Source organism: Mesorhizobium sp. P2_C5_2, assembly GCF_056404535.1.
In genome coordinates, this window is the sequence record NZ_JBFUDV010000004.1 from 42683 (window position 1) to 67065 (window position 24383).

31 protein-coding genes are annotated in these 24383 nt (G+C 62.8%); 17 read left to right on the plus strand and 14 right to left on the minus strand.

The window, feature by feature from the left end; translation table 11 throughout:
- Nucleotides 1-4 precede the first annotated feature (4 nt).
- The 4 genes from AC1D1B_RS15320 to AC1D1B_RS15335 form a co-directional block, all read right to left on the minus strand.
- The gene (locus tag AC1D1B_RS15320) at nt 5-427 is read right to left on the minus strand and encodes a DoxX family protein (protein WP_477333371.1); all 423 of its coding nucleotides are present in this window, start codon (nt 425-427) and stop codon (nt 5-7) included.
- A 229-nt stretch (nt 428-656) separates the two neighbouring features.
- A complete protein-coding gene (fumC, locus tag AC1D1B_RS15325) occupies nt 657-2054 on the minus strand; it encodes a class II fumarate hydratase (RefSeq protein ID WP_477333372.1) in 1398 nt (465 codons plus the stop codon).
- Between the two features lie 131 nt (nt 2055-2185).
- Entirely contained in the window at nt 2186-3343 is a 1158-nt protein-coding gene (locus AC1D1B_RS15330; protein WP_477333373.1) for a glycosyltransferase family 10 domain-containing protein, read from the minus strand.
- Complete coding sequence (locus AC1D1B_RS15335) at nt 3340-3816, minus strand: cupin domain-containing protein (protein ID WP_477333896.1); 477 nt, start codon at nt 3814-3816, stop codon at nt 3340-3342. The genes AC1D1B_RS15330 and AC1D1B_RS15335 overlap by 4 nt, the downstream gene beginning before the upstream one ends.
- Before the next feature lie 122 nt (nt 3817-3938).
- Between AC1D1B_RS15335 and AC1D1B_RS15340 the strand changes: the two genes are divergently transcribed.
- Nucleotides 3939-4739, plus strand: coding sequence for a LysR family transcriptional regulator (locus AC1D1B_RS15340; RefSeq protein WP_477333374.1), 801 nt, complete (start codon nt 3939-3941; stop codon nt 4737-4739).
- Between the two features lie 156 nt (nt 4740-4895).
- Here the strand turns inward: AC1D1B_RS15340 and AC1D1B_RS15345 are convergent, their stop codons facing one another.
- Nucleotides 4896-5657 (minus strand): SDR family NAD(P)-dependent oxidoreductase, encoded by a 762-nt coding sequence (locus tag AC1D1B_RS15345; protein ID WP_477333375.1) that lies wholly within the window; start codon nt 5655-5657, stop codon nt 4896-4898.
- 106 nt (nt 5658-5763) lie between these two features.
- The gene (locus AC1D1B_RS15350) at nt 5764-6537 is read right to left on the minus strand and encodes an NIPSNAP family protein (protein ID WP_477333376.1); all 774 of its coding nucleotides are present in this window, start codon (nt 6535-6537) and stop codon (nt 5764-5766) included.
- Nucleotides 6538-6620: 83 nt separating this feature from the next.
- Here AC1D1B_RS15350 and AC1D1B_RS15355 point away from each other — a divergent pair, with 83 nt between their 5' ends.
- The gene (locus AC1D1B_RS15355; RefSeq protein WP_477333377.1) at nt 6621-7301 is read left to right on the plus strand and encodes a TetR/AcrR family transcriptional regulator; all 681 of its coding nucleotides are present in this window, start codon (nt 6621-6623) and stop codon (nt 7299-7301) included.
- A 16-nt stretch (nt 7302-7317) separates the two neighbouring features.
- Here AC1D1B_RS15355 and AC1D1B_RS15360 read toward each other — a convergent pair whose 3' ends face one another.
- Nucleotides 7318-7911 (minus strand): hypothetical protein, encoded by a 594-nt coding sequence (locus AC1D1B_RS15360; protein ID WP_477333378.1) that lies wholly within the window; start codon nt 7909-7911, stop codon nt 7318-7320.
- Nucleotides 7912-8035: 124 nt separating this feature from the next.
- Between AC1D1B_RS15360 and AC1D1B_RS15365 the strand changes: the two genes are divergently transcribed.
- A complete protein-coding gene (locus AC1D1B_RS15365; RefSeq protein WP_477333379.1) occupies nt 8036-9154 on the plus strand; it encodes a metallophosphoesterase in 1119 nt (372 codons plus the stop codon).
- A 58-nt stretch (nt 9155-9212) separates the two neighbouring features.
- Here the strand turns inward: AC1D1B_RS15365 and AC1D1B_RS15370 are convergent, their stop codons facing one another.
- A complete protein-coding gene (locus AC1D1B_RS15370; RefSeq protein ID WP_477333380.1) occupies nt 9213-9392 on the minus strand; it encodes a CsbD family protein in 180 nt (59 codons plus the stop codon).
- 173 nt (nt 9393-9565) lie between these two features.
- On the opposite strand from AC1D1B_RS15370, the gene AC1D1B_RS15375 reads away from it, so the two are divergent.
- From AC1D1B_RS15375 to AC1D1B_RS15385, 3 genes are all read left to right on the plus strand, one after another.
- Nucleotides 9566-11005: a patatin-like phospholipase family protein gene (locus tag AC1D1B_RS15375; protein ID WP_477333381.1), complete on the plus strand. Its 1440-nt coding sequence runs from the start codon at nt 9566-9568 to the stop codon at nt 11003-11005.
- Nucleotides 11006-11101: 96 nt separating this feature from the next.
- Complete coding sequence (locus tag AC1D1B_RS15380; protein ID WP_477333382.1) at nt 11102-11755, plus strand: glutathione S-transferase family protein; 654 nt, start codon at nt 11102-11104, stop codon at nt 11753-11755.
- 129 nt (nt 11756-11884) lie between these two features.
- The gene (locus AC1D1B_RS15385; RefSeq protein ID WP_477333383.1) at nt 11885-12214 is read left to right on the plus strand and encodes a YciI family protein; all 330 of its coding nucleotides are present in this window, start codon (nt 11885-11887) and stop codon (nt 12212-12214) included.
- A 14-nt stretch (nt 12215-12228) separates the two neighbouring features.
- Here AC1D1B_RS15385 and AC1D1B_RS15390 read toward each other — a convergent pair whose 3' ends face one another.
- Nucleotides 12229-12855 carry a TetR/AcrR family transcriptional regulator gene (locus AC1D1B_RS15390; protein WP_477333384.1) on the minus strand — a complete coding sequence of 209 codons (627 nt, stop codon included), beginning with the start codon at nt 12853-12855 and terminating at the stop codon, nt 12229-12231.
- Between the two features lie 108 nt (nt 12856-12963).
- On the opposite strand from AC1D1B_RS15390, the gene AC1D1B_RS15395 reads away from it, so the two are divergent.
- The 8 genes from AC1D1B_RS15395 (at nt 12964) to AC1D1B_RS15430 (ending at nt 17612) form a co-directional block, all read left to right on the plus strand.
- Entirely contained in the window at nt 12964-14004 is a 1041-nt protein-coding gene (locus AC1D1B_RS15395; RefSeq protein ID WP_477333385.1) for an oxidoreductase, read from the plus strand.
- A complete protein-coding gene (locus AC1D1B_RS15400) occupies nt 13994-14620 on the plus strand; it encodes a class I SAM-dependent methyltransferase (RefSeq protein ID WP_477333386.1) in 627 nt (208 codons plus the stop codon). The genes AC1D1B_RS15395 and AC1D1B_RS15400 overlap by 11 nt, the downstream gene beginning before the upstream one ends.
- Nucleotides 14621-15058: 438 nt before the next feature.
- A complete protein-coding gene (locus AC1D1B_RS15405; protein ID WP_023671502.1) occupies nt 15059-15268 on the plus strand; it encodes a cold-shock protein in 210 nt (69 codons plus the stop codon).
- Between the two features lie 294 nt (nt 15269-15562).
- On the plus strand, nt 15563-15787 hold the full coding sequence (locus AC1D1B_RS15410) for a hypothetical protein (RefSeq protein ID WP_352655850.1): 225 nt from the start codon (nt 15563-15565) through the stop codon (nt 15785-15787).
- Nucleotides 15787-16194 carry a hypothetical protein gene (locus AC1D1B_RS15415; RefSeq protein ID WP_477262533.1) on the plus strand — a complete coding sequence of 136 codons (408 nt, stop codon included), beginning with the start codon at nt 15787-15789 and terminating at the stop codon, nt 16192-16194. Before AC1D1B_RS15410 ends, AC1D1B_RS15415 begins: the two co-directional genes overlap by 1 nt.
- A 1-nt stretch (nt 16195) precedes the next feature.
- Nucleotides 16196-16357: a hypothetical protein gene (locus AC1D1B_RS15420; protein ID WP_477262536.1), complete on the plus strand. Its 162-nt coding sequence runs from the start codon at nt 16196-16198 to the stop codon at nt 16355-16357.
- Between the two features lie 67 nt (nt 16358-16424).
- Nucleotides 16425-16820, plus strand: a complete 396-nt coding sequence (locus tag AC1D1B_RS15425; RefSeq protein ID WP_477333897.1) for a YkgJ family cysteine cluster protein — start codon at nt 16425-16427, stop codon at nt 16818-16820.
- 180 nt (nt 16821-17000) lie between these two features.
- Nucleotides 17001-17612: a LysE family translocator gene (locus tag AC1D1B_RS15430; RefSeq protein WP_477262538.1), complete on the plus strand. Its 612-nt coding sequence runs from the start codon at nt 17001-17003 to the stop codon at nt 17610-17612.
- Nucleotides 17613-17635: 23 nt separating this feature from the next.
- On the opposite strand, the gene AC1D1B_RS15435 is transcribed toward AC1D1B_RS15430, so the two are convergent.
- Nucleotides 17636-18631 carry an AraC family transcriptional regulator gene (locus AC1D1B_RS15435; protein WP_477333387.1) on the minus strand — a complete coding sequence of 332 codons (996 nt, stop codon included), beginning with the start codon at nt 18629-18631 and terminating at the stop codon, nt 17636-17638.
- 209 nt (nt 18632-18840) lie between these two features.
- Between AC1D1B_RS15435 and AC1D1B_RS15440 the strand changes: the two genes are divergently transcribed.
- Complete coding sequence (locus AC1D1B_RS15440; protein WP_477333388.1) at nt 18841-19266, plus strand: GFA family protein; 426 nt, start codon at nt 18841-18843, stop codon at nt 19264-19266.
- 54 nt (nt 19267-19320) lie between these two features.
- Nucleotides 19321-19836 (plus strand): OsmC family protein, encoded by a 516-nt coding sequence (locus tag AC1D1B_RS15445; RefSeq protein ID WP_477333389.1) that lies wholly within the window; start codon nt 19321-19323, stop codon nt 19834-19836.
- A gap of 78 nt (nt 19837-19914) precedes the next feature.
- On the opposite strand, the gene AC1D1B_RS15450 is transcribed toward AC1D1B_RS15445, so the two are convergent.
- From AC1D1B_RS15450 to AC1D1B_RS15460, 3 genes are read right to left on the minus strand one after another with little or no spacing between them, the layout of a single operon-like run.
- On the minus strand, nt 19915-20301 hold the full coding sequence (locus tag AC1D1B_RS15450; RefSeq protein WP_477333390.1) for a nuclear transport factor 2 family protein: 387 nt from the start codon (nt 20299-20301) through the stop codon (nt 19915-19917).
- Between the two features lie 16 nt (nt 20302-20317).
- Complete coding sequence (locus AC1D1B_RS15455) at nt 20318-20770, minus strand: OsmC family protein (RefSeq protein ID WP_477333391.1); 453 nt, start codon at nt 20768-20770, stop codon at nt 20318-20320.
- Nucleotides 20771-20811: 41 nt separating this feature from the next.
- Nucleotides 20812-21822 carry a zinc-dependent alcohol dehydrogenase family protein gene (locus tag AC1D1B_RS15460; protein ID WP_477333392.1) on the minus strand — a complete coding sequence of 337 codons (1011 nt, stop codon included), beginning with the start codon at nt 21820-21822 and terminating at the stop codon, nt 20812-20814.
- Nucleotides 21823-21924: 102 nt separating this feature from the next.
- On the opposite strand from AC1D1B_RS15460, the gene AC1D1B_RS15465 reads away from it, so the two are divergent.
- Entirely contained in the window at nt 21925-22533 is a 609-nt protein-coding gene (locus AC1D1B_RS15465) for a TetR/AcrR family transcriptional regulator (protein ID WP_477333393.1), read from the plus strand.
- A gap of 147 nt (nt 22534-22680) precedes the next feature.
- Here AC1D1B_RS15465 and groL read toward each other — a convergent pair whose 3' ends face one another.
- Nucleotides 22681-24336: a chaperonin GroEL gene (groL, locus tag AC1D1B_RS15470; RefSeq protein WP_477262552.1), complete on the minus strand. Its 1656-nt coding sequence runs from the start codon at nt 24334-24336 to the stop codon at nt 22681-22683.
- Between the last annotated feature and the right edge of the window lie 47 nt (nt 24337-24383).

Below are 24383 nucleotides of genomic sequence, written 5' to 3' on the forward strand. Positions count from 1 at the left end.
AAGCTCAGCCGCGCCTGGCGTCGATCGAGTAGGCGCCGGGGCCCGAGGAAGCCAGCAGCAGGAAGCCACCGGTGATGGCGACGTTCTTCAGGAAATGGATCATCTGGTTCTGGTCGGCCCAGCCGGTGTGAGCGACAAAAGCCGTTGCGATGGTGAAGATGGCGAGCACCCAGGCGGCGATACGGGTCTGGAAACCAACGAGGATGGCAAGGCCACCAAGCAATTCGATCAGGCCGACGACAATGGCCGTTACGGTCGGCACCGGCAGACCCATTGCGCCAAAGTAGCCGGCGGTGCCGGAAATGGCGGTGAGCTTGCCGAAGCCGGAAAGCAGGAAGATGGCGGCGAGCAGGATGCGGCCGAGCAGGATGGTGGTGGAGCTGTTGGACGCAGTGCCGGCGCCGGCGGTGGAAGTGTTGATGGACATGGTGGCTCTCCGAAAAGGGTTGATGCCCTGTCAGATAGACCAAGCCGACTGTTCACCAAAGACGCTAGTTCGGCGACGCATTGTTCACAGAGTGTACATTTCAGTGATCGGACGAAGGACGCAAAATTCGTGTCGGATCAGCCTTTGACGGCAGTAAATTTTCCCACCGCCAAATTTCTGACTGCTGGCCGACGCAATTCCCAGGGAATCGCGACGCGTCTGGAATTGCTTACCCTGGATGCGTCATGTCCTCGGGCCGCACCAGCCGGTCATAGTCGGCTTCGCTGACAAGCCCGGTGGCCAGCGCTTCCTCGCGCAAGGTCGTGCCTTTCTTGTGCGCGGTCTTGGCGATCTTGGCGGCATTGTCGTAGCCGATGGTCGGGGCGAGGGCCGTCACCAGCATCAGCGAGCGGTCGAGCGCCGCCTTGATGTTGTCTTCGCGTGCCTCGATGCCGACGACGCAATTGTCGGTGAAGGAGATCGAGGCATCGGCGAGCAGCTGCACCGACTGCAGGAAATTGTAGGCCATCAGCGGGTTGTAGACATTGAGCTCGAAATGGCCCTGGCTGCCGGCGAAGGTCAGCGAGGCATTGTTGCCGAACACCTGCACGCAGACCTGCGTCATCGCCTCGCACTGCGTCGGGTTGACCTTGCCCGGCATAATCGAGGAGCCCGGCTCGTTTTCCGGCAGCGACAGTTCGCCGAGGCCCGAGCGCGGGCCGGAGCCGAGGAAGCGGATGTCGTTGGCGATCTTGAACAAAGCTGCAGCAGCGGCATTGATGGCACCGTGCGAAAACACCATGGAATCGTGCGCGGCCAGCGCCTCGAACTTGTTCGGTGCAGTGACGAAGGCAATGCCGGTGATGGCGGCGATGCGGTCGGCGACCTTCTCGGCGAAACCGACCGGCGCATTGAGGCCGGTGCCGACCGCGGTGCCGCCTTGCGCCAGTTCCTGCAGGCCGGGCAGCGTCATCTCGATGCGCCTGATCGAGGAGGCGACCTGCGCGGCATAGCCCGAAAATTCCTGGCCGAGGGTGAGGGGAGTCGCATCCTGCGTATGAGTGCGGCCGATCTTGATGATGTGCGCAAAGTCCTTGGTCTTGGCCTCGAGTGCCGCATGCAGATGCTTCTGCGCCGGGACCAGGTCGTGCACGATGCGCTCGGCGCAGGCGATGTGCATGGCCGTCGGGTAGGTGTCGTTCGACGACTGGCTCATATTGACGTGGTCGTTCGGATGCACCGGCTTCTTCGAGCCCATGACGCCGCCAAGCATCTCGATCGCCCGGTTGGAGATCACCTCATTGGCATTCATGTTGGACTGCGTGCCCGAGCCGGTCTGCCACACCACAAGCGGGAAATGATCGTTGAGCTTGCCGTCGATGACCTCTTGCGCCGCTTCGACGATCGCCTTGCCGATCGAGGGATCGAGCCGCTTCAGCTCCATATTGGCTTCCGCCGCCGCCCGCTTGACGATGCCGAGCGCGCGCACGATCGAGGCCGGCTGCTTTTCCCAGCCGATCTTGAAATTGCCGAGGGAACGCTGCGCCTGAGCGCCCCAATAACGGTCGGCGGCAACATCGATGGGGCCGAACGTGTCGGTTTCGGTTCTGGTCTTGGCAGCGGTCACTTGTCTCTCCGACGATCGAATTCGGCAACGGCGTATCGCGTTGCACAATGGCCTTCAAGCAGAGATTGCAGCAGGCAAGGATGCAAATCGGTTAGATGGCGAGCGCCAGGCACGACCGTGGGCAAAATCGCTCATTTTAGCTTGATGACAGATACCAAGCGCTCAAATAGGGTGCCGGCCAACAGATTCCTGATCGGGCAGACGTGGCACACGATTTCCACTATCGCCGGTATTGATGGCGGCAAGGTCGAAGCCGTCTCGACGCCGCAAGAGACGCGGTTTGTCTTCCATTTGCCGCTGAAGCGCGCCTGATCGCCGGCTGTCAGCTCGGAACCTTTTTCTGCCAGCGGCGCAGCTTTGTACTGAGATAGGACCTGTAGCCGAACGGAAGTGTTGGCCGTCCGGAAGGCGTGGCTGTCGGGCAATGGCTTTGAGCGCCAGGCAAAGTAGGCCTCGTATTCTTGCGGCGTTTCGATCAGGTGCTGGAGATAGGCTGCAAGATCGCTGGCGCTGGCGAAGGCACTGGCGTCGATATAGGAATTCTCTGGCACGTACTCGTCCACATTCGGAGCACCAAGGTAGATCGGCACCGTGCCGGCCAGGAATGCGTCGTAGATTTTCTCGGTGACATAGTCGGCCTCGATCGAGTTCTCCATGGCGAAGCAGAATTTGTGCCGTGCAATGGTTTCGATCTTGGTCTTCGAGCCGAGATCGGGACCGGTGACCGATCGATTGTTGCGGTATCGGCCATAGGAATCGATCTTGATGTGGCGCGCCAGTTCGTTCGCCAGATCGCCACGGCCGCTATAATTCAGCACGGCCGATTGGAAGAGTGCGACCGGCGCTTCTTCCGTTTTCTGCACGATCGGTCTGGCCAGCGCTTCTTTCCACCACACGGCGGGGGGCAGGTAGGGCGCCCAGACATCAGACCGGGATTCATGCGTCATGATGATGTCGAAGTGCCGCATGATTTTGGGGTCGGCAAGGCGCTTGTAGTTTTGGCCGCACTCCATCGACCAGGCGACCCAATATTGACCTGGGTATTTGTAGGCATCGCCAGCTTCGCGAAAGTTCGGAATATGGAAGACGACTGCCGCAGCCTCGGAAATCCGTCGTTTGTCCAGTGTCCACCGCCCGGGCACTTCGCACTGTATCGAGGCTATGTCGACTGGTTTGCTGAAGAACGTGGTGTAGAACAGGATCAGGGGATCTATTGACGGCATGGCACCACGAATGTCGGAAAATATTGCTCGATCTTTAGACAGACGCGGTATCGGAAGTTTGGTCAAGTGCTCCGGCCTGTCCGAAGCAGAGAGCCGCCCAAACGGTTATCCCGCCGTATACCCGCCGTCGATGGCGCCGAGCCGGCATCAGGCCAGCGGCGGCCCAACACCGTTCGGCCGGGCGGCCCGCCTGGCGCAGAAGCGTTTCGAAATCCGCACCGCGCGTGACGGTGAGGGTGCGCGCGCCCTTCGTGCGACTCGACCCGGTAGGTGTGCGGTAGGCCTTTCGGTGCGATGACCGTATCGCCGGGGCCTGCACGTCGTTCCTGGCCGTCGATCTGAAAGCGCATCCGCCCTTCCAGAACATGAAACACCTCATCTTCCCGGCGATGCACATGCAGTGGCGCAGAGTCGCCAAACGGCATGCGATGCTCGACGACGCAGATTCCGTCCTCTCCCGCGGCCGACGAGATGTGGATCGCGACGAGTGTGTTGTTGAACCAGAAGAGTTCCTTGCCTGCGATCGTCCCGGGGGTCATTGTCACGGCTCTCTACTCCTTTTGTCGCCTGTGCCGACTGGGTGGCGCTGACGACGACCTAACCAAGGACATGCCCGCTACGGAAATCGAATGATCGTATGGTGTGAATTGATGCGATGAATTTGAACGCGCTCGACCTCAATCTCGTCCGGGTGTTCGACGCGCTTTTGCGGGAAAGAAGCGTTACGCGTGCCGGCGAGCAGATCGGCCTCAGCCAGCCTGCCGTCAGCGCTGCGCTCAATCGCCTGCGGCATGCCCTCAACGACCAGCTGTTCGTGCGGCACGGCAATGAAATGGTGCCGACGCCGCGCGCCGAGAGCCTGGCGGAGCCGTTGCGCGTGGCGCTTCGCGAAATCGAACGTGTCTTCCAGTCTGCGAAAGACTTCGATCCAGCGGAGCTCGACCGGACCTTCACGCTGATGGGCGCGGACTTCTTCTCCATGATGCTGATGCCGTTTCTGGCGGCACGTATCGCCGACGTGGCGCCCCGCGTATCGTTCCGCTTTCTCGACAGCGCGCGCGGCGACGTTTCGAGACTGCTCCAGGAGGATGAAATCGACGCGGCACTCGAACGTCCGCTGACAGTTTCCGATTGGGTCTCCAGCACACCGCTGTTCCATTCGCCATTCGCAATCATTGCGGCGAGGGACAACGCCGCGATCAGGCGGACCGGGATCGCGGACGGCGGGCCCCTGCCGATGGACCTTTTTTGCGAACTGCCCCACGTTCTTCGCTCCATCGACGGTTCGATGTCGGGCTCCACCGACGAGGCGCTGAGCAAGATCGGGCGGACGCGTCGCGTAAGCCTGGCGTTGCCGCATTTTCAGGCTGTCGCGCTGGCGGTGGCGAGCGGAAACTATCTTGCCGGTTCCCAGGCAGTTCGCGGTTTGGGCGGCGAAGCGCCTGCAGCTCGTCATCTTTGAACCGCCTCTCCCCATTTCCGTTCCCGAAATCAGGATGTACTGGCACGCGCGCCACGATGACGAGCCGCCGCATCGCTGGGTTCGCAATCAGATACTCGAAGCTGTTGAAGTGCTTGGTTTCAGGGGCTCCGGTGGTTCATAGCGGCCGACCGCTTCTCATCCCGCTGTATACCCGCCGTCGATCGCAAAAATGCCGCCGCTTGTCCACGCCGCCTCGTCGCTGGCGAGATAAACGGCGATGCCGGCAAGGTCCCTGGTCTGGCCGATGCGGCCGAGCGGATAGCTGCGCTCGACATAGGCATTGAGCTCGGCTTGCGCTGCCGCCGGCAGGTTTTCGATCGACTTGCGCCGCATGGCGGTGTCGACCGTGCCGGGCGCGATCGAATTGACCCTGATGCCACGCGGGCCAAGCTCGAAGGCCAGCGACTTGGTCAGCGAGTTGAGCGCCCCTTTGGACAGGGAATACAGGCTCGACGGCCGTTTCGGGATCATCTTGTTGGCGAAGTAGGACGAGATGTTGATGACCGAGGCGTTGGCGCCGAAATGCGGCAGCAGCCGCTGGGTGAGGAAGAACGCCGCCGTCACATTGAGCGCGAAGGACTGCTGGAATTGGTCCTCGGTGACGGTCTCGAACGGCACCAGATAGGCAACGCCGGCATTGTTGACGAGGATGTCAAGCGGGCCGGTTGCTTTTACGCGCTCGACCACGGCATCGATGCCGGAAGAGGTTGAGAGATCGGCCGACAGGGTCCGCACACTTCCTGCGGCCGCCAGCCTCCGGCGCGCTGCTTCGAGCTTTCCGGTGTCGCGGCCAACGATCAGTACTTCGGCGCCTTCGCGCAAGAAGGCTTCCGATATGGCCAGGCCGATGCCATCCGAACCGCCGGTCACCAATGCCCGTTTGCCCTGAAGTCGCATCGAACGCTCTCGCTGTTGGATCACGAAAGCAATGCCGATCGGCGAGGGCGGTCAAGCCGCCGGCCTATCGCTCAGTATGAACTTCGGTTGGTTGCGTACTGATCATTTACCGCAGCAAGGACTGCGACGTCGGCGCCAGGCGCAAGGTTTCGATTGGCCTAGTCACGTCGGCCGCTTGCAGAAGCGCTTGCAACCGGGGCGAGGCGGCAAGCGCTGCTTCATGGCGGCCATGCGCCTCAAGACTGTCGAAACCCGTCACCGCGATGAAGACGTTTTCGCCCAGGCGCACCGGCAGGCGGGGAAAGCTGTTTTCGGCGTGTTCGGTGATGAAGGCGCCGAGCAATCTTCCGCCGGCGGCCGCAAGGATCGGAGCGGCGTCTGTTTCGAAGTCGCCGGCGAAATCGGCCTCTGTGCCAGGCCGCAGATGATGAATCTGGATGACAACAATACCGGTCAAGCGATTGTCCGTGCTCGGCTTTTTATCCTCCGGTAAGGCGGCTCGCTGCGCGCCCGACAGGTCGAGACCGGCGCCTGGCCATGCCGGCTTCAAGAGCAGCACATCGTCGGAATCGATCATCGTCGCATTGGCGGCGTCGCGGTGCGCCGCCCACACCGGCCCGTCATAGAAGGCGGTGAGCGCCTCCTTCCGCGCTTCCATGTCGTCAAAACCGCGCAGCCAGACGAACATGTCGGGCCGGTCGAGGTCGCGAAACTGGCCGATGATGGTCATCCCGGCGTCTTCCTGGCCTTCGATGAACTGACCGTCGAAGATGTCGATCAGCGTTTCGCGCCGGCCGGGCTTCAGCGTGTATTGCCGCAACTCGACGACCGGCGAGGCGAGCAGACTGGCCGTTGCGGGCACATTGAGGGGCAGGGTCATTGCGTTGTCTCCAAAACAGGATGGTCGTCCGGTTTATAAAACAGACCGGTTGTCCTGTTTTGTCAATCTGCTATCGTTGGCGAATGTCAGCAGAGATTGCTCCGGCCTCAGAAGGGCCGTCGCGAAAACGCATCAACGATCCCGAAGGCCTGCGCAACAAGGTGCTCGATGTCGCCGAAGCGTCGTTCCAGGCGCGCGGCTATCATGCATCCGCCCTTGGCGAGCTGATGGCTACCGCCGGCGTCACCGGCGGCGCGCTGCATCATCATTTCCCGACCAAGAAGGCGCTGGCTCTGGCGGTGATAGAGGAGCGTGTGGCTGCCGCCCTGGACGAGACCTGGATCAGCCCGGTGAGGGCGGCAGGCTCGGCGCGCGAGGGCGTGCGTGCGGTGTTCGAGGCTGTGGCGTCCGAACTGGAGCAGCAAGGCTTCGTCCGCGGCTGTCCGCTTAACAATCTGGCGCATGAATTGTCGCTTGCCGATCCGGATTTCCGCCTCGCTTTGGCCGGCATCTTTGCCGGATGGCGTCAGGCTGTCGCCGACAAGGTGCGCGCAGATCAGCAGGCGGGGAGGGAGCAGGGCACCGACCCCGAGCGCTTTGCGGCACTCGCTATCGCCGCTTATTCCGGCGCCATGTCGATGGCCAAGACGGCGCAGGATGCCAGCGTTTTGCGCGATTGCCTGGCCGAACTTGAGGGCAGCCCAACGCCGCCATTCGGAGCGAAGCGACGTCGCAGGATCCTGCTGCGGCCGGGAAAACCTTGAGGCGGAAGGCCGCGCCCTAGTTGGAAAGCGGTTTGATCGTCGTGTAGCCGTTCACCGATTCAGCGCTGGTGCCTTCATCGTAGCGCCGGGCGACAGCCGCTTGCAGATCGGGCGCATAAAGCGCGGTGAATGTGTCCAGCGTCTCGCCGGCTCCGTTCTTGAACGTCTCCTTGACCGCCAGCACGTTGTATTTGCAGCCGCCGACGCTGAACGTCTCCTTGCCCTTGACGACCAGGCTCAGCGTCTTGGTGCTCTTCGGCTGCTTGTTCGGCGACAGTTCGACGAATTCGATCGTGCTTTTTGCCCCCGTCTTCAGCGGAAACAGTTTTCGCAGATCGGAAAACGGGATCGTCGCCACCCGACCGGTATCGCTGTCGCGAAACACTTCGACCAGGCCGCCGAACAGGAACTGTGTCTGCGGCGATTGCGATTCGTAGGTGTTGGCGACGGAGACCATGCCGCCGGCCACCGGCCGAAACTCGCTGCGGATGCCGGGCATTTCCAGAACGAAGCCGGCCTTGGCGGATTTTGCGTCGACACAATCGGCGGCATGCACCGCACCCGCCGGCAGCAACCCAGCCAGCACAATGCCTATCGAAGCAACTTTCATGAGATCCTCCTTTGCCCTCGCGCTGAGCACCGGCACGGAAAAAATGCCAGAGCCACGGTGCCGTGTCGATCTGCCACGCGTGACAACTGGACGGCGGGGCGCCGCCTGTGCTGAAACTCAGACCATGAATCGCATCTCGACCCGGCGCAATTTCCTTGCACAGGCGGCCGGCCTTGCCATGGCTGGCCTGCTGCCGCGCGTCGCTCTCGGCCAGACCGGAAAGCGCATCCAGCCGATCGACGCCACCTTCTTGTTTATCGCCGATGTCCATGCCTGTCGCATGGCGAGCGGCTTGAGCCCCAATTGCCTGCAGGAAGGCAAGACCGATGCAGCGCTGTTGCGCAATGTCGCGGCCCTCAATGGTTTGGCCGACCGGCAATGGCCAGCCGAGATCGACGGCGTTGCCACCGGCCTGCGCTCGGCCGGCAGCCGCATCGGCGCGCCGCTAGGCCTCGTCGTCGGCGGCGACATCACCGACGATGGCGGCGGCCAGATCACCGAGCCCAGCGAAGGCACCCAGCTTTTGCAGTTCAGCCAGCGCTACAGCCAGGGCGTCGGCCCGGACCGCGTGCACATGCCGGTCTATGTCGGGCTCGGCAATCACGATCTCGACCAGAACGGCTCGCCGCCGCATGTCGACTGGTACCGGCGTGAATTGCGCGACTATGTCGAGGTCAACCACCGCCCCGGCGTGTTCTTCAAACCGCCGGTGCCGGCCACCGAATACGATGTCGATACCGACTGCTATTCCTGGGACTGGGGCGGTCTGCATCTCGTCCAGACGCACCGTTTTGCCGGCGACACCGGCCATGGTGCGGTCAGCAGCCTGCCATGGCTGAAGCAGGATTTGGCGACCTACGCCGCGGACGGCCGTCCCGTCATCCTGTTCCAGCACTATGGCTGGGATACATTTTCGGTCGAACGCTGGGACCCGGCCAAGCGCACCTATGACGACGATGGTGCCGGCGCGCCGCACTGGTGGAGCGAGGCGGATCGTCAGGCGCTGCTTTCGGCGATCAAGGGTTACAATGTCATCGCCATCTTCCATGGCCACCAGCACGAAGTGCCGATGATCTACAACATCGGCGGTCTCGACCTGTTCAAGCCGAAGGCCGCCTATATGGGTGGCTTCGCGCTGGTGAAGGTGACCGGCGAGGCCATGGATGTGGTGCTGGGCGAGGCGACCGGCGACCATGGCGAGGTCAAGTTCACCAACGCCTTCAGCAAGAACCTGACCTTCTGACAGCCCGCAAGAAAAAGGCGGCCTTGAGCCGCCTTCTTCATTGCCTGCAAAGATCGGATCAGAGCGCTTTCTTGACCTTCTCCTTCACGTCGCCATAGGCCTTCTGGACCTTGCCGGCGATCTTGTCGGCCGTGCCCTCGGCCTCGGTTTGCCTGTTGCCGGTCGCCCTGCCGGCGGCCTGCTTGACCGAGCCCTTGACCTGTTTGGCCACGCCGGCAACCTGATCCTTGTTCACCATCTTTGCATCTCCTGGGATTTTGAATTCCGATGTTTCATTAGCGAGAGGCAAACGGGCCGGCGTGCTTCTGGTTCCACACGCCTGCCATACCGACCGCGCCGGTTGCGCCCGATGCCTCAATCCGGATAGGCTCCGCTCGGGCCGTAAGGTGAGAGTTGGCCCGGGGGTGTCGGATGCGTTTTCGTCCAGGCCTTGTCTTCGCTGCTGCCATGCTGATGGCCGGCTGCGTCGCCGACGATGTCGGGCCGATCAACATCGAGGTCTCCAGGGTTGGCCACCCGTCGCCGGCCTTCCTTCCCGATCCGGGCGACGACGGCACGACCGTGGTCGGCCTCGCTTTTTCCGGCGGCGGCACCAGGGCGGCGGCCTTTTCCTATGGCGTGTTGCGGGCGCTGGACGAGATCGTCATCGACGAGCGGCCGTACCGCCGCACGCTGGTCGACGACATCAGGATGATTTCCGGAGCGTCCGGCGGCGCCATCGCCGCTGCCTATTTCGGCTACAGGGGCAAGGACGGCTATCAGGATTTTCGCGAGCGCTTCCTCATCCAGGATGCGGAAGCCGATCTCAGGACATCGCTGTCGCCGCTCAATCTGGTGCGCGCCTACAATGGCGGCGTCAACGACCGCAGCGGCTTTGCCAAATGGCTGAACGACCATCTCTTCGACGGCGCGACGTTCGAGGCCTTCCGCAAGCCGGACCGGCCCATCGTCTGGGTCAATGCGTCCGATATCTACAACCGCACGCCGTTCCTGTTCAGCTACGACACCTTTGCGGCCCTGTGCAGCGATCTCGACAAGGTTCGGCTGGCCGACGCCGTGGCAGCTTCCGCCGCCGTGCCTGTCGTCTTCGCGCCGATCGTGATCTCCGCCAGCAGTCCGCATTGCGACTACCACCGGCCGCAATGGCTGGAGCGGGCGCTGGCCGATCGCAACGCGTCGACCCGGCTCAAGGCCCATGCCAGGGCGCTCGATTCCTACCAGAAGGAGGATCCACTCGACTTTGTGAAGCTGCTCGACGGTGGCCTGACCGACAACATCGGCGTCACCGGCTTCACGCTGGAACGCTCCGCCGCCGGCACACCTTACGGTCCGCTGTCGCCGTCCGCCGCCGTCAGGTTGAGGACGCTGTTATTCATCGTCGCCGACGCCGGCAGCGACCGCGATGTGACCTGGGCCAAGTCGATCCACGGGCCGAAGCTCAGCCAGCTGTTCGACGCTGTGACCGGCACCACGCTGGAGGCCTCGGTGCGTGACGAATTCGATGCGCTGACACTGGCCGTCTCACAATGGCAGGATGAGCTGGTGCGCTATCGCTGCAGTTTGCCGGTAGCGACGGTGGCCGCCTATCGCGGCTCGGCGGGCAGTTGGAACTGCCGCGATGTTCAGCTCATCGTCGAGCATCTGTCCTTCGCCGATCTCGATCCGGCAAGGCAGGTCAAGCTGAACCTGATCCCGACGCGCCTGAAACTGCCGGTCGAACAGGTCGATCTCACCATCGCCGCTGGCCGCGAGGCGCTGCTGTTCAATGCGGAGATCGCCAGCGCGGTCGCCGCCATCCGCGCGCGTGCGGGTGTCTCGCCTGGGGCGCAAATGACGGCACAGGCCAACTGATATCAGGAGTGAAGGCTGGACCAGTGCATGGCGGCCGAAACGCTTTGCTGGTCTTGCATCCGCTGGCTAGTGTGACGAAAAATTGGGGAGTCCATCTTGGCTGAATTCACGCTCATCATCGCCAACAAATGCTTTTCGTCCTGGTCACTCAGGCCATGGGTGGCGATGAAGCATCTGGAGATTCCATTCGAGGAAGGGTTTGTGCGCCTGCGCACGCCCGAGACCTTTGCCAATCTGGCGAAAGTGTCGCCGACCGGCCTCGTGCCGGTGTTGATTCACAATGGCAGGATCGTCTGGGAAACCCTTGCCATCCTTGAATATCTGGCCGACCTGTTTCCGGAGAAAAAACTCTGGCCGCAGGATATCGGCGCCCGTGCCTTGGCGCGCTCGGTGGCGACCGAGATGCATTCCGGCTTTCGCGAGGTCCGCTATGGCTGGCCGATGAATTTGCGCCGGCCAAAAGGCCATAAGCCGCTCGACGCCGAAGGCGAACTGCAACGGGCGCGCATCGAAACGATCTGGCGCCAGTGCCGGGAACAATACGGCAAGGGCGGCCCGTTCCTGTTCGGCCATTTCACCGCGGCAGATGCGATGTTCGCGCCGGTCGTCACCCGCTTCGACACCTATGGCGGCGAGCTTGCGCCGGATACACGCGCCTATGTCGACGCGGTGTTGGCAACGCCGGCAATGCGGCACTGGTATGCGGAAGCGGCGAAGGAGACGTGGCCGGAACCCGGCCCGGACGAATAGGTCGACTGACGACATCCCGAGAGCAATTCCAGGAAAAGTGTGAGCGGTTTTCCGTCCGGAATTGCAAAAAAAGAGATAGAGCGGTTCGCCGTTTCCGTGAGACGGTGAAACGCTCTAGGGGAGGGAGCGATGGCCAGCAATGACGGACCGCGCAAAACCAAGGCGCCATCAATCTTCCATTGCCGGCTGATCCCGCCTCGGCCGGACTTCGCCTTCACCATGACGGAGGAGGAGAGGGAACTGATGGGCCGGCATGCCGACTATCTGCGCGGCAAGCTGCGCGAGGGCACCATGATCCTGGCTGGCCCGGTCGCCGACCCGGCCGGCCCATGGGGGCTGCTGATCCTGCGTGTCGGAAGCGAAGCCGAGGCGAGGGCGGTGACCGATGGAGATCCGGTGTCGTGCTCAGGCCGCGGTTTCCACTACGAGATCCTGCCGCTGATCAGCGCGATCCTGTAGGCGGCTAGAGCGGCCTAACGCTTCGGCTCCGGCCACAATATGTCCAGCATCTGTGGCAACAGCTCGTCGAGCAGGTGCTGGGACTTCGCCTCCGGTGTGAGCTTCGAAAACTTGCCGCTGAGCGCCAGATGGGCAAAGCCGTGCACGGTTGACCAGGCTGCCAGCATCGTGGCGTTCGTTGGCGCGTCAAGCTCGGCATCCTCAGGCAGCCCGCGCAAGGCTAGTATCGTGCGCGCGATCGGTACCTTGGCCAGTTCGGACGCAGCCGCCAGCCGCGCGTCATCGGGCAGCAGAAGGTCATACCGGAACATCAGCTGGAAGCGGCCGGGATAGGCGAGGGCAAAGCGTACATAGCCGGCCGCCTGCTGTTTCAGCCGCGCGGTCGCGCTCTTAGCCGACCCTTCAATTTCGATATGGCGGGCGAGTTCCTCAAAGCCGAGAATGGCGACTTCGGTCAGCAGCCCGGCGGAGCTGCCGAAATGGTGCGCTGGGGCTGCAGGCGACACATGAGCGCGCCGCGCCGCTTCGCGCAGCGTAAAACCCTCGAGGCCCCGCTCGGCCAGGATGGTGTCCGTCGCCTTGATCAGGGCATCCCTGAGGTCGCCATGGTGATAGGCGTCACGCGTCGTTTCGACAGCCATTTGATTTCTCCCGCACCCAATCTTTACAGTGTACAGATTTTGCGCTATTTGTCACTTAACACTGTTAAGATGACCGCCGCACGATCAACCCCAGGAGACATGCCCCCAATGTCTACCCAGTCCTTATCCACCAATCGCCTGTCTACCCAGCCCTCGTCCGCTGCCTTGTCGGCAATCCCGCATGCCGCCGTCAATGATCCTCCTGCACCAAGTCGCTGGACAGCGGCCGATATTCCCGACCAGTCCGGCCGAACCATCATCGTCACCGGCGCCAACAGCGGTCTTGGTTTCCAGACGGCGCTCGAACTTGCACGCCACGGCGCCCATGTCGTGATGACCGCGCGCGACGAAGAAAAGGGCCGAGCCGCGAAAGCCCGTATCGAAGCCGAGCGTGTCCGCGGCTCGCTCGAATTGCGGAAGCTCGATCTTGCCGATCTCGACCATGTGAAGCGCTTTGCCGCTGACATCATCGCAGACGGATTGGCCGTCGATGCGCTGGTCAACAATGCCGGCGTCATGATGCCGCCGCGCAGCATGACACGCCAAGGGTACGAACTGCAGTTCGGCGTCAATCATCTCGCCCATTTCGTGCTGACGGCGCTTCTCATCGATCGTCTGGCGCAAAGCAGCGACGGGCGGGTGATCACTGTCAGTTCCGATCTGCACAAGCGCGGAAATATCCATTTCGACGACCTTGTCGGCGCGCGGAACTATGGCCGCGTGTCGTTTTATGCCCAGTCGAAATTCGCCAATGTGCTGTTCGCCCTGGAACTCGACCGTCGCCTGAAAGCCGTGGGCCTGCCGGTGCGCAGCCTGCTTGCCCATCCCGGCTATTCCGCCACCAATCTGCAGCTGAGCGGTCCGACGGGCATCCTCAAACTGTTCATGCGCTTCGGCAACCGCTTCTTCGCGCAGGACGTGGCGATGGGCGCGCTCAACCAGCTCTACGCGGCAACCGCACCGGCGGCAGCAAGCGGGCAATTCATCGGACCGGACGGCAGGCGCGAAATGAGCGGCTATCCGACAATTGTCCAGCCGATCGACGCGGCACGCGACCCCGAACTGGCCAAAAGACTGTGGCAGCTCTCCGAGGATCTGACCGGCGTCCGCTTTATCATCGCAAACCCTGGGGCGGCGCATGCAGTCTGACATCCTTCGCTTTTTCCGCGCCTGGATGTTCGATCCGCTGCGTGTCGCCTCGATCACGCCGTCAAGTCCTGCGCTGGCAAGGTTGATGGTTTCCGAGATCGCGACGTCGACAGGATCGGTGATCGAACTGGGGCCGGGGACGGGCGTCTTTACCCAGGCCCTGATCCGGCAAGGTGTCAGTGAGGACAGGCTGATCCTGGTCGAGAAGGGCGCGGAGTTCGCCGCTATGCTTGCCCAGCGCTTTCCGCGAGCGCGGCTGCTGTGCGTCGACGCGGCCGACATCGGCGACGCGATCGGGACGCAGTCCGCGCAGGCCGGCGCGGTGGTCAGCGGTCTGCCGCTGTTGTCCATGCCGGCAACGACGGTGTCGGCGATCCTTGCCGGATCGTTCTCGCATCTGCGCGACGACGGCTGCTTCTATCAGTTCACCTACGGCCCGCGCTGCCCGGTCCCGGGCAAGCTGATGGATGAACTTGGCCTCGAAGCGATCCGCATGGGGCGCACGCTGAGGAACATTCCGCCCGCAGCGGTCTACCGCATCGCCCGCCGCCCGGTGCCGCTGCAAGCGAGCTCTGTCCGGCCGCCGGCGATCACGATGATCCGGGAGAGAGTGTAAGACAGGCGGTCGAACGCAGCGAAAAAAGGCCTGGCACGTACAAGAACGCCTCTCGCACCATTTAATGTGCGGGAGGCGTCCTTTTGCCAGCAGTCCTGAGATCGCTCTCTAAAATTGCTGACACCATAGAAATGCGCCGGCTTGCAATTGGTTCCGGGTGCCCTGCATTTTTTTGCGCACGCCTTGCCCGGCGCCAACTCGCCAGTTGAGGCCTCATGCAGCCGGCATCCCCAGGTTGAATTCTGCCTGCGGAGAAACCAGAAATTGACTCGGCGCCAAAAGAAGTCTAGAAGAAACATGTCGATATTTGTTTGACCGACTTTTGTTATCCGCGCACGTACGCGCGCCTTTGACGAACTTCCCCATCAAAAATCGAGACAAAAACCGTTGTGCATTCGCACGACGGTTAACGAGTATTTGCCAGGGAAAGGATTCTTCATGGCTACCGGCACAGTGAAATGGTTCAACGCTACCAAAGGTTTTGGTTTTATTCAGCCTGACGACGGCTCCGCCGACGTTTTCGTCCACATCTCGGCCGTAGAGCGCGCCGGCATGCGTGACATCGTCGAGGGCCAGAAGCTCGGCTACGAGATGACCCGCGACAACAAGTCGGGCAAGATGTCAGCCGATCAGTTGAAGGCGGCCTGATCAAGAAATTCAGCCTTCCGGTGACCACGGATGTACTGGCACCGATGAAAGGCTGAAAGGAGTGCCTTGCGCATCCAATAGGATGCGCGGCGCTTCCATGGAAGGTCAGGCGGTGCCTGGCCTTTTTCATTTTGCGTGTCATGCCGCTAAAAGTGCGCTGCACGCCGGCCGGAACGTGCTAAGGGACGCTCCAGCAATCTGAACCGCCCGTATTGCCCCGGTGCCGCATTGCTTTGGTCGCGACCGAAGACTGGTCTCGCCCGATCGGCACCAGGCTCCCGACAGGAGAAAGTTTTGACCACTCAATCGAAGACCGCCGACCAGGCCGGCTCGCTGTTCAGCAAGACGCAAACCCAGTCGATGTCGCTCAACCGCATCCTGTCCGAGCGTGATGCCGTCAGCGAGGCGCGCGAAGCCAAGACCGCGCGCCTGCGCGAACTGCGCAAGGAAAAGGAAGCCGACGAGATGGCCGCGGCCGCAGTCCTTGCGGCGTTGCCGAAGCGGGCAGGCAAACGCTGATGGCAACCAAGCGCGTACCGCCAACGCCGATCGATGCCGATGCGACCATTGCGTCCATGGTCACAGGCCTGGACAAGCCGGTCGAATACGTTCGGCGTGTGCTGGAAAAGCTCGAGCGCTGCAAGCGTGCCCATGGCGATGCGCAGGTGCGCGTCGGCGTGCGCGGCCGTGCCGAAGCCCCGAACTATCTGGTTGAATATGTCCGCGAGGACAAAAAGACCCAGGAGCGCGTGACCTACCAGGATGCGGCCTACAGCGGCAGCACGCATCGCGAGCTGGCGGCGCACCACATCGCCGAGGCGAGGAACTGGTCGCCCGAGGAAATGAACATCACGGCGGTCTCGGCGCTGATCGGCCGCTTGCGCAATCCGCGCGCACCATCATCGCGTTTTTCCGACGAGGACTGACATGGCCATAAAATTCTCCGCCAAGGACCAGCCGGCAACGCCGGCTGCCGCTGCAAAGCCTGCCAAACCCGCTGCCGCGCCGAAGGCTGCTGAGGCCGCCGAGACCGCGACCGATCTGTTCAAGTCGCCGGCGGACGCACCGAAGGGCAAGAAGAAGAAATAGCGCCTTGCCACGAGTTGCCGGTTACCCCTCCGTCGCGCCTGCCGACCTGGCTGGCGCCCCGGGCTTTTTGTCTGGCGATGAGGAAGCCGGCACGGTCGCAATCTTCGATTGCCAGAGCTGCGGCGCCTGCTGCTCCTACTCAGCCGAATGGCCACGCTTCTCGACCGAGGACGATGCGCAGCTCGACCGGATTCCAGAAAAATTCGTGGCGGCCAACCTGTCCGGCATGCGCTGCGATGGCGTTCGCTGTACGGCGCTGACCGGCGAGGTCGGCAAGCACACGGCCTGCGGCATTTACGAGATCCGCCCCGACGTCTGCCGCGCCTGCATGCCTGGCGGCGACGATTGCCTGATGGCGCGCAAGGCGCATGGGATGCCGCTCGAACTGCCAATCTCCCCCCAAGTGGGGGAGATGCCCGGCAGGGCAGAGGGGGGCGCTGTCCCGCCGGCCTCTCAGCCATAGTTCTGGGCGGACGATTGAGGGCTTTCGAACGATCGGAAGACAGTGGCGTAGGCGATCCTTCGCGCCCCCCTCTGGCCTGCCGGCCATCTCCCCCACGAGGGGGGAGATTACTCTCACCGCCGCTTGCTTCATCCCAGATCACCCGATAGCTTCCGCTACGGGCAGGGCGTTGGAGGATCCATGAGCATCGAATTCCTGTTGACGTCGCTGATCGTCGTGGCTTCGCCCGGCACCGGCGTTCTCTACACGCTGAGCGCCGGGCTTTCGCGCGGCGTGCGCGCCTCGATCATTGCTGCTTTTGGCTGCACGCTCGGCATCATTCCGCATATGGCCGCCGCCATCACTGGCCTGGCGGCGCTGCTGCACACAAGTGCTGTTGCCTTCGAGACCTTAAAGTATCTCGGCGTTGCCTATCTCCTGTACATGGCCTGGAACACGCTGAAGGAGAAGGGCGGCTTGAGCGTCGATGAAAACGTAGCACCGCGCTCGGCCGCCAAGGTCATCACCTCCGGCATCCTGATCAACATCCTCAACCCAAAACTGTCGATCTTCTTCTTTGCCTTCCTGCCGCAATTCGTCAGCACCACCGAACCGAACGCATTCGCCAAGATGCTCGAACTCTCGAGCGTCTTCATGCTGCTGACCTTCGTCGTCTTCGTCGGCTACGGCATCTTCGCCGCCTCGATCCGCAGCCACGTCGTGTCGCGGCCGATGGTGTTGACCTGGATGCGCCGCACCTTCGCCGGCGCGTTCGTCATGCTCGGCGCCAAGCTGGCGCTGGCGGATCGGTAGAACAGGAGCTGCAGCCCCTCGGCCTATAACTCCTCGTCGGTTCCGGATCCGATCCGGATGCCCAGACGCCAGGCCGAGGGTGGAACGCCGATCATCTTCTTGAAGGCGCGGCTGAACGCCGCCTCGGACTCGTAGCCGATTTCGGCCGCGATGCTTGCCATGTTGGCGTTGCCGGCGCTGAGCAGCTCCGAGGCGATCTGCATGCGCCATTTGGCGAGGTAGTGCATTGGCGGCATGCCGACGAGCCGGGTGAAGCGTTCGGCGAGCACCGTGCGCGACAGCGCCGAGTCCTTCGCCAGTGCCTCCACGGTCCAATTATGCGCAGGCCGGTCGTGGATCAGCGCCAATGCCCTGGCCAAATGCGGATCGCGCAGGCCCGCCAGCCAGCCCGTGTGCTGCGGCGGCAGCGATTCCACGTAGCGGCGCAGCACATCGACGAACATCAGTTCGCTGAGTTTGGTGAGCACCGTTTCGCTGCCGGCGCGCTTTTCGGCCACTTCCGTGACAGCCAGCTTGATGAACTGGCCGAGCCAGCCGCCATCGCCTTTTACATCTCCGGCCTTGATCACCGGCGGCAATGCCTCGAGCAGGGGATTGAACGGCTGTGCGTCGCAGGCGAGATAGCCGCAGACCAGCCTGGCCGAGGTCGCCCCGTCGCCGGCGCAGTTGATGTAAAACGGCATCCGGCCGGCGGTCGCTATGTCTAGAACGTCGGCTGTCGGCGGATCGGCGCGCAGCGCCGGATTGCTCGACATGATGTGCGGGTCGCTCCTGGTGAAGACGACGACTTCGCCAGCCTCCAGCGCGATCGCTTCCTGGCCGACAATGCGGGCGAAGCAGCGGCCGGCCGTCACCACGTGGTAGGAGATCAGATGGTCCGCGCCGGGCAGGATCTTCGGCAGAATGGACGATGGCGCCGGCGAGCAGACGGCCCAGGGCTCGTGGCCCTCAATGTCGAAGAAGGTCGCGCCGGTAAGACGTACCGTCCTCAACAGGTCAGACAGAGCATCCCCGGCCATTCCACTGTGTCCCGCCCACTTCCCGGCGCACCCGCACTGCGGAGGGCGGTGCCGGTGCGACATCCCTTTCCAGTTCCGGACGCGCTGTCAAGCAAGGCGGACGCCGTATCATTCAGTTCGCAGCCGAAAGCCTTACACCCCGCTGGTGCTCAAGCGCTGCCGAAAGCGGACGGCGAGCGCAGTCGAAACCAACGAATGGGACAAAAGTCATGACGGTACATAGAGGCGGGTGTTTTTGCGGCGCCGTGGAAATCGAAGTGCACGGGTCCGCCGAGGCAATGGGCTATTGCCATTGCAGTTCCTGTCGATCGTGGTCGGCATCTCCTGTGAACGCCTTCACGCTGTGGAAGCCGGAGAACGTCAAGGTCACCAAGGGCGCGGAGTTCCTGTCCGGCTTTGAGAAAACCGAAATGAGTGATCGCCAGTTCTGTACGAAATGCGGTGGCCATCTGATGACCGGTCATCCGCCGCTCGGCCTCGTCGACGTCTATGCCGCGACGATACCGGGCGTGAAATTCACGCCTGGGGTTCACGTCAACTATGCCGAGACGGTGCTGCCGATGAAGGACGGACTGCCCAAGCTCAGGGATTTTCCCTCGGAGCTCGGCGGCTCCGGCATCGCCGTGCCGGAGTAAGGCCGGCCACTGCTCGCCATTTTGACAACCACAATTCACCACAGGAGATTATCCATGGAAATCGCAACATTCCGCGCCACGCAGGAACCGATCAAGGATCTTTATCGCACAGATGCGAAGGCCGCGTTTCTCACCTTGAAGGCCAGGGGTGTCGCTGACGCCTCCACCGTAACCTGCAAGGTCGAGACCGGACGTGGACTGGCGCTTGCCGGTATCCATCCGATGGCCGGCGGCAGCGGTCAGGAGCTCTGCTCCGGCGACATGCTGCTTGAGGCCTTGATCGCCTGCGCCGGCGTCTCGATGCGGGCGGCCGCGGCCGTGCTGGAAATTCCGATCAGGTCGGCCGAAGTCTCCGCGGAAGGTGACGTCGATCTTCGCGGCACGCTTGGTGTCACAGAAGGCGTGCCGGTCGGCTTCAAGGAAATCCGCTTGCGGTTCGACATCGACACCGATGCTTCGCAGAGCCAGCTTGACCAGCTGCTTGAGCTTACCGATCGCTACTGCGTGATCTTCCAGACGATCCAGAACAGCCCCAAAACCACGGTGAAGCTGCAAAAGCTTGTCCATTAACGGGACAACAGCCGGAATCTCTGCCCTGCCGGGCGAGATTCCGGATCAATCCGAGCGTGGTGCCGCATCGGGTAAGGCCTATCCCTTGACGTAGCCCATCGCCTCGACGATCCGCCCATCCGCGACGCGCATCAGATTGACGCCGCGGATGGAGTTGCCGTCGGCCATGAAGTAGCGCCAGCGGATCGTCGCCCGCTCGCCGGCCACGAAAGTTTCCTCGAGGTCGAAGCTTGTGCCGGCTTGCGTTGCGATCGCCGACCACAGGCCGACACAGGCATCCTTGCCGGCATGGCGGGCGCCATCCGGCGCCGGCACGGTGTTTTCGATCACACAGCCGTCGGCCACCAGCTCGGCAAGCGCGGCCGGATCATGGTGCTGGAACACATCGTTGAAGCGCCGCATGATCTCGGCAGTCTGGCTGGATTGTTCGTCCGCGTGAATTGTCACGACACTATCCTGTTTCATCTTTGCCTCCTGAAGTTCAATGTTCGGCAGGCGCGGCGCTGGCGATGAGCCCTGCCTTGAGATCTATGCTGGAAACGCCGGCCAGCGCCCGTGAGACGAGGCAGCCTGCCTTGGCCGACTGTGCAAGGCGCTCGAACTCGTCTGCCGAGAGATCGGCGACTTCCGCCTCGGTTTCGAGCTCGATGCGGGTGATGGTCGGCCCGGCCGCGGTCGCGCCGAGATGCACCTTGGCGACGGTGCGAATGTTGCGGGGAACATGGCCTTCCTGGCCGAGGATGAAGGTCAGTGCCATCGAGAAGCAGCCGGCATGGGCTGCCGCGATCAGCTCTTCCGGATTCGTGCCCGGACCGTTCTCGAAACGCGAGGGAAAGGAATAGGCGCCTTCGAAGATGCCGCTGCCAAGCCGCAGGCGGCCGGCGCCTTCCTTCAGCGTGCCTTGCCATTCTGCGGAAGCTTCACGGATGGTCATGGTCGTTCTCCTGGTTTGGGCTTGAAAAGCGGGCAAACGGGTCAGGCGCCGTCGATGACAACCTTCCCGAACACGTCGCCTTGCTGGAAGTAGCGATAGGCCTCGCGGGCTTCGGCAAAGGGGAAGACCTTGTCGACGACCGGCTTCAGGCGGTGTGCTGACACGGCGCGCAGCGTCGTCTCGAGATTGCTGCGGCTGCCGACGAACAGGCGGCTGATGGTGACGAGGCTGCGCTGATAAAGCGCTGCCGGCATCTCGATCGATCTGCCTTTGGCATCCTGCAGTGTCAGCAGCACGATGTGCCCATAAAGCGTGCTGGCAATCAGCGACTGCGCGAAGGTGGCCGGGCCGCCGGTTTCGACGACAAGATTGATGCCGCCTGTCTGTTCGCGCACCCAGGCGCCCCATTCCGGCATGTCGGTGCTGGAGACAACGAGGTCGGCGCCCAGCGCCCGCAGCCTGTCGGCCTTCTCGGCGCGCGACGTGACAGCCACGACGCGGCAACCTGCGAGCTTGGCGAACTGCAACGCAAACAGCGACACGCCACCCGAACCGATGACCAGAACCCATTGGCCAGGTTTGAGAATTCCGGCCGCCGTCACGGCGTTCCAGGCTGTCACGCCGGCGCAGGTCAGCGTTGCTGCTTCGTGCCAGCTCAGATGGTCGGGCAGCCGCACCGCCCATTGTTCGTCGAGCACGGCATATTCTGCCAGCATGCCGTCCAGCGTGCAGCCGAGTTGGTCGATCAGCCCGGCATTGATGCGGCCATCGATCCAGCGGGCGAAGTAACTGCCGGTGATGCGGTTGCCGACGGCAAAGCGGCTGACTTGATCGCCAATCGCGAAGACCTCACCGGCGCCGTCGCTCAACGGCACGACCCCTCGGCGCGGTGGCAGCGGATAGGTGCCGCCGAGGATCATCGTGTCGCGGCGGTTGAGCGAGGTGGCGCGAACGCGCACCACGATCTCATGCGATTTCGGTTCCGGCCGCGCCTCGTCGCGCATCACCAGGGATTCGGTTCCACCAAACCCTTCAAGACGGTAGCTGCGCATGTCGCTCTTCCTCGAGAGTATATAGACTGATCTACATATTATGTAGACCGGTTGTCATATTTTACGCAAGGCCTATAATGGCCATTGCTGACAGAGGCTGACATGGCGAACGACACCCGAACCCGCATACTCGAGACGACGGCGCTGCTGCTCAGGCAGCGCGGCTATCACGGCACTTCGCTCAACGACATTCTGGGTGCCAGCGGTGCGCCGCGCGGCTCGCTCTATTTCCATTTTCCGGGTGGCAAGGACCAGCTGGTCATCGAGGTGACGCGCGACAGCGTCGCCGACGTGACGAAAAGGCTGGGCGAGACGTTGGCCGCCGAGAGCGACCCGGCGGTGGCCGTCCATCACATCTATCAGTCGGTCGGGCGCATGCTGGAGGACAATGACTTTTCGCTGGGCTGTCCGATTGCGCCGGTGGTGCTGGATTCACCCACCGATGTGCCGGAACTGGCTGAACTCTGCCGGTCGGCTTTCGGGCAATGGATCGGCTTGCTGCAACAGGCCTTTGTCAGGGCAGGGGTGCCCGAGCGTCGCGCGCATGCCCTGGCGCTGCTGGTCGAATCCTCGCTGGAAGGGCTGATGGTGATCGCACGGGCCACCCGCGACCGCTCATCGCTCAACGCTGTGGCTGATGAGGTGGCTGCGTTGATCGAGCAGGCGGTGCTTGCGGGCAAGGTTGCGCAGCAGGCGGAGAGCGCGGCCTAACTAGCTGATCTCTAAACAAAAAGGGCGCCTTTCGGCGCCCTTTTCGTATGCATAAGCCAGGTTGGCTGGATTAGAAATCCATGCCGCCACTCAAGCCCGCTTGCGGGCTTGAGCAACTTCAGTTCATGGGCGTGCTTTATGGATTTCTTAGAAATCCATGCCGCCCATGCCGCCCATGCCGCCGCCGCCCATGCCGCCAGGCATGCCGCCGCCAGCCGACTCCTTCTTCGGAGCCTCCGCGATCATGGCTTCGGTGGTGACGAGCAGGCCGGCGACCGAGGCCGCGTCCTGGAGAGCGGTACGCACGACCTTGACCGGGTCGACGATGCCCATGGCGATCATGTCGCCATACTCGCCGGTCTGGGCGTTGTAGCCGTAGGTCGCGCCCTTGTTGTCGAGGATCTTGCCGGCAACGATCGAAGCTTCCGCACCGGCGTTGGCCGCGATCTGGCGGGCCGGAGCCTGCAGCGCACGACGAACGATGTTGATGCCGGCAGCCTGGTCGGCGTTGGCGCCGGTGGCCTTGATGTTGGCCGAAGCGCGCAGGAGAGCGACGCCGCCGCCTGCAACGATGCCTTCTTCCACGGCCGCGCGGGTCGCGTTGAGGGCGTCATCGACGCGGTCCTTCTTTTCCTTGACTTCGACTTCGGTCGCGCCGCCGACGCGGATCACCGCAACGCCGCCCGCCAGCTTGGCGAGACGTTCCTGCAGCTTCTCCTTGTCGTAGTCCGACGTGGTCTCTTCGATCTGCTGCTTGATCTGGGCAACGCGGCCCTGGATCTCGGCCTTCTTGCCGGCGCCGTCGACGATGGTGGTGTTCTCCTTGGAGATCGACACCTTCTTGGCGCGGCCGAGCATGTTGAGGCCGACGTTCTCGAGCTTGATGCCGAGGTCTTCCGAGATGACCTGGCCGCCGGTGAGGATGGCGATGTCTTCCAGCATGGCCTTGCGGCGATCACCGAAGCCCGGCGCCTTGACGGCGGCGATCTTCAGGCCACCACGCAGCTTGTTGACGACCAGCGTGGCCAGAGCCTCGCCTTCGACGTCTTCCGAGATGATGAGCAGCGGCTTGGAGGTCTGCACGACGGCTTCGAGAACCGGCAGCATGGCCTGGAGGTTGGAGAGCTTCTTCTCGTGGAGCAGGATGTAGACGTCCTCGAGCTCGGCAACCATCTTGTCGGCATTGGTGACGAAGTAGGGCGAGAGGTAGCCGCGGTCGAACTGCATGCCTTCGACGACTTCCAGTTCGGTCTCGGCGGTCTTGGCTTCTTCAACCGTGATGACGCCTTCGTTGCCGACCTTCTGCATCGCTTCGGCGATCATCGCGCCGACCGACTCGTCGCCATTGGCCGAGATCGTGCCGACCTGGGCAACTTCCTCGGAGGTCTTGATCTTCTTGGCAGCCTTGCCGAGAGCCGCGACGACTTCGGTCACGGCCAGATCGATGCCGCGCTTCAGGTCCATCGGGTTCATGCCGGCGGCAACGGCCTTGTGGCCTTCCTGGACGATCGACTGCGCCAGAACGGTCGCGGTCGTGGTGCCGTCGCCGGCGATGTCGTTGGTCTTCGAAGCAACTTCGCGGACCATCTGCGCGCCCATGTTTTCGAACTTATCTTCAAGCTCGATTTCCTTGGCGACGGTGACGCCGTCCTTGGTGATGCGCGGGGCGCCGAACGACTTGTCGATGACGACGTTGCGGCCCTTGGGGCCGAGGGTGACCTTCACCGCGTCGGCGAGGATGTTGACGCCGCGCAGCATGCGCTCGCGGGCGTCGCGGGAGAATTTTACGTCTTTAGCAGCCATTTTTTAGCTCCTGGCAGGGGCTCGGGGAGAGCCCGAAAATTCAGTTG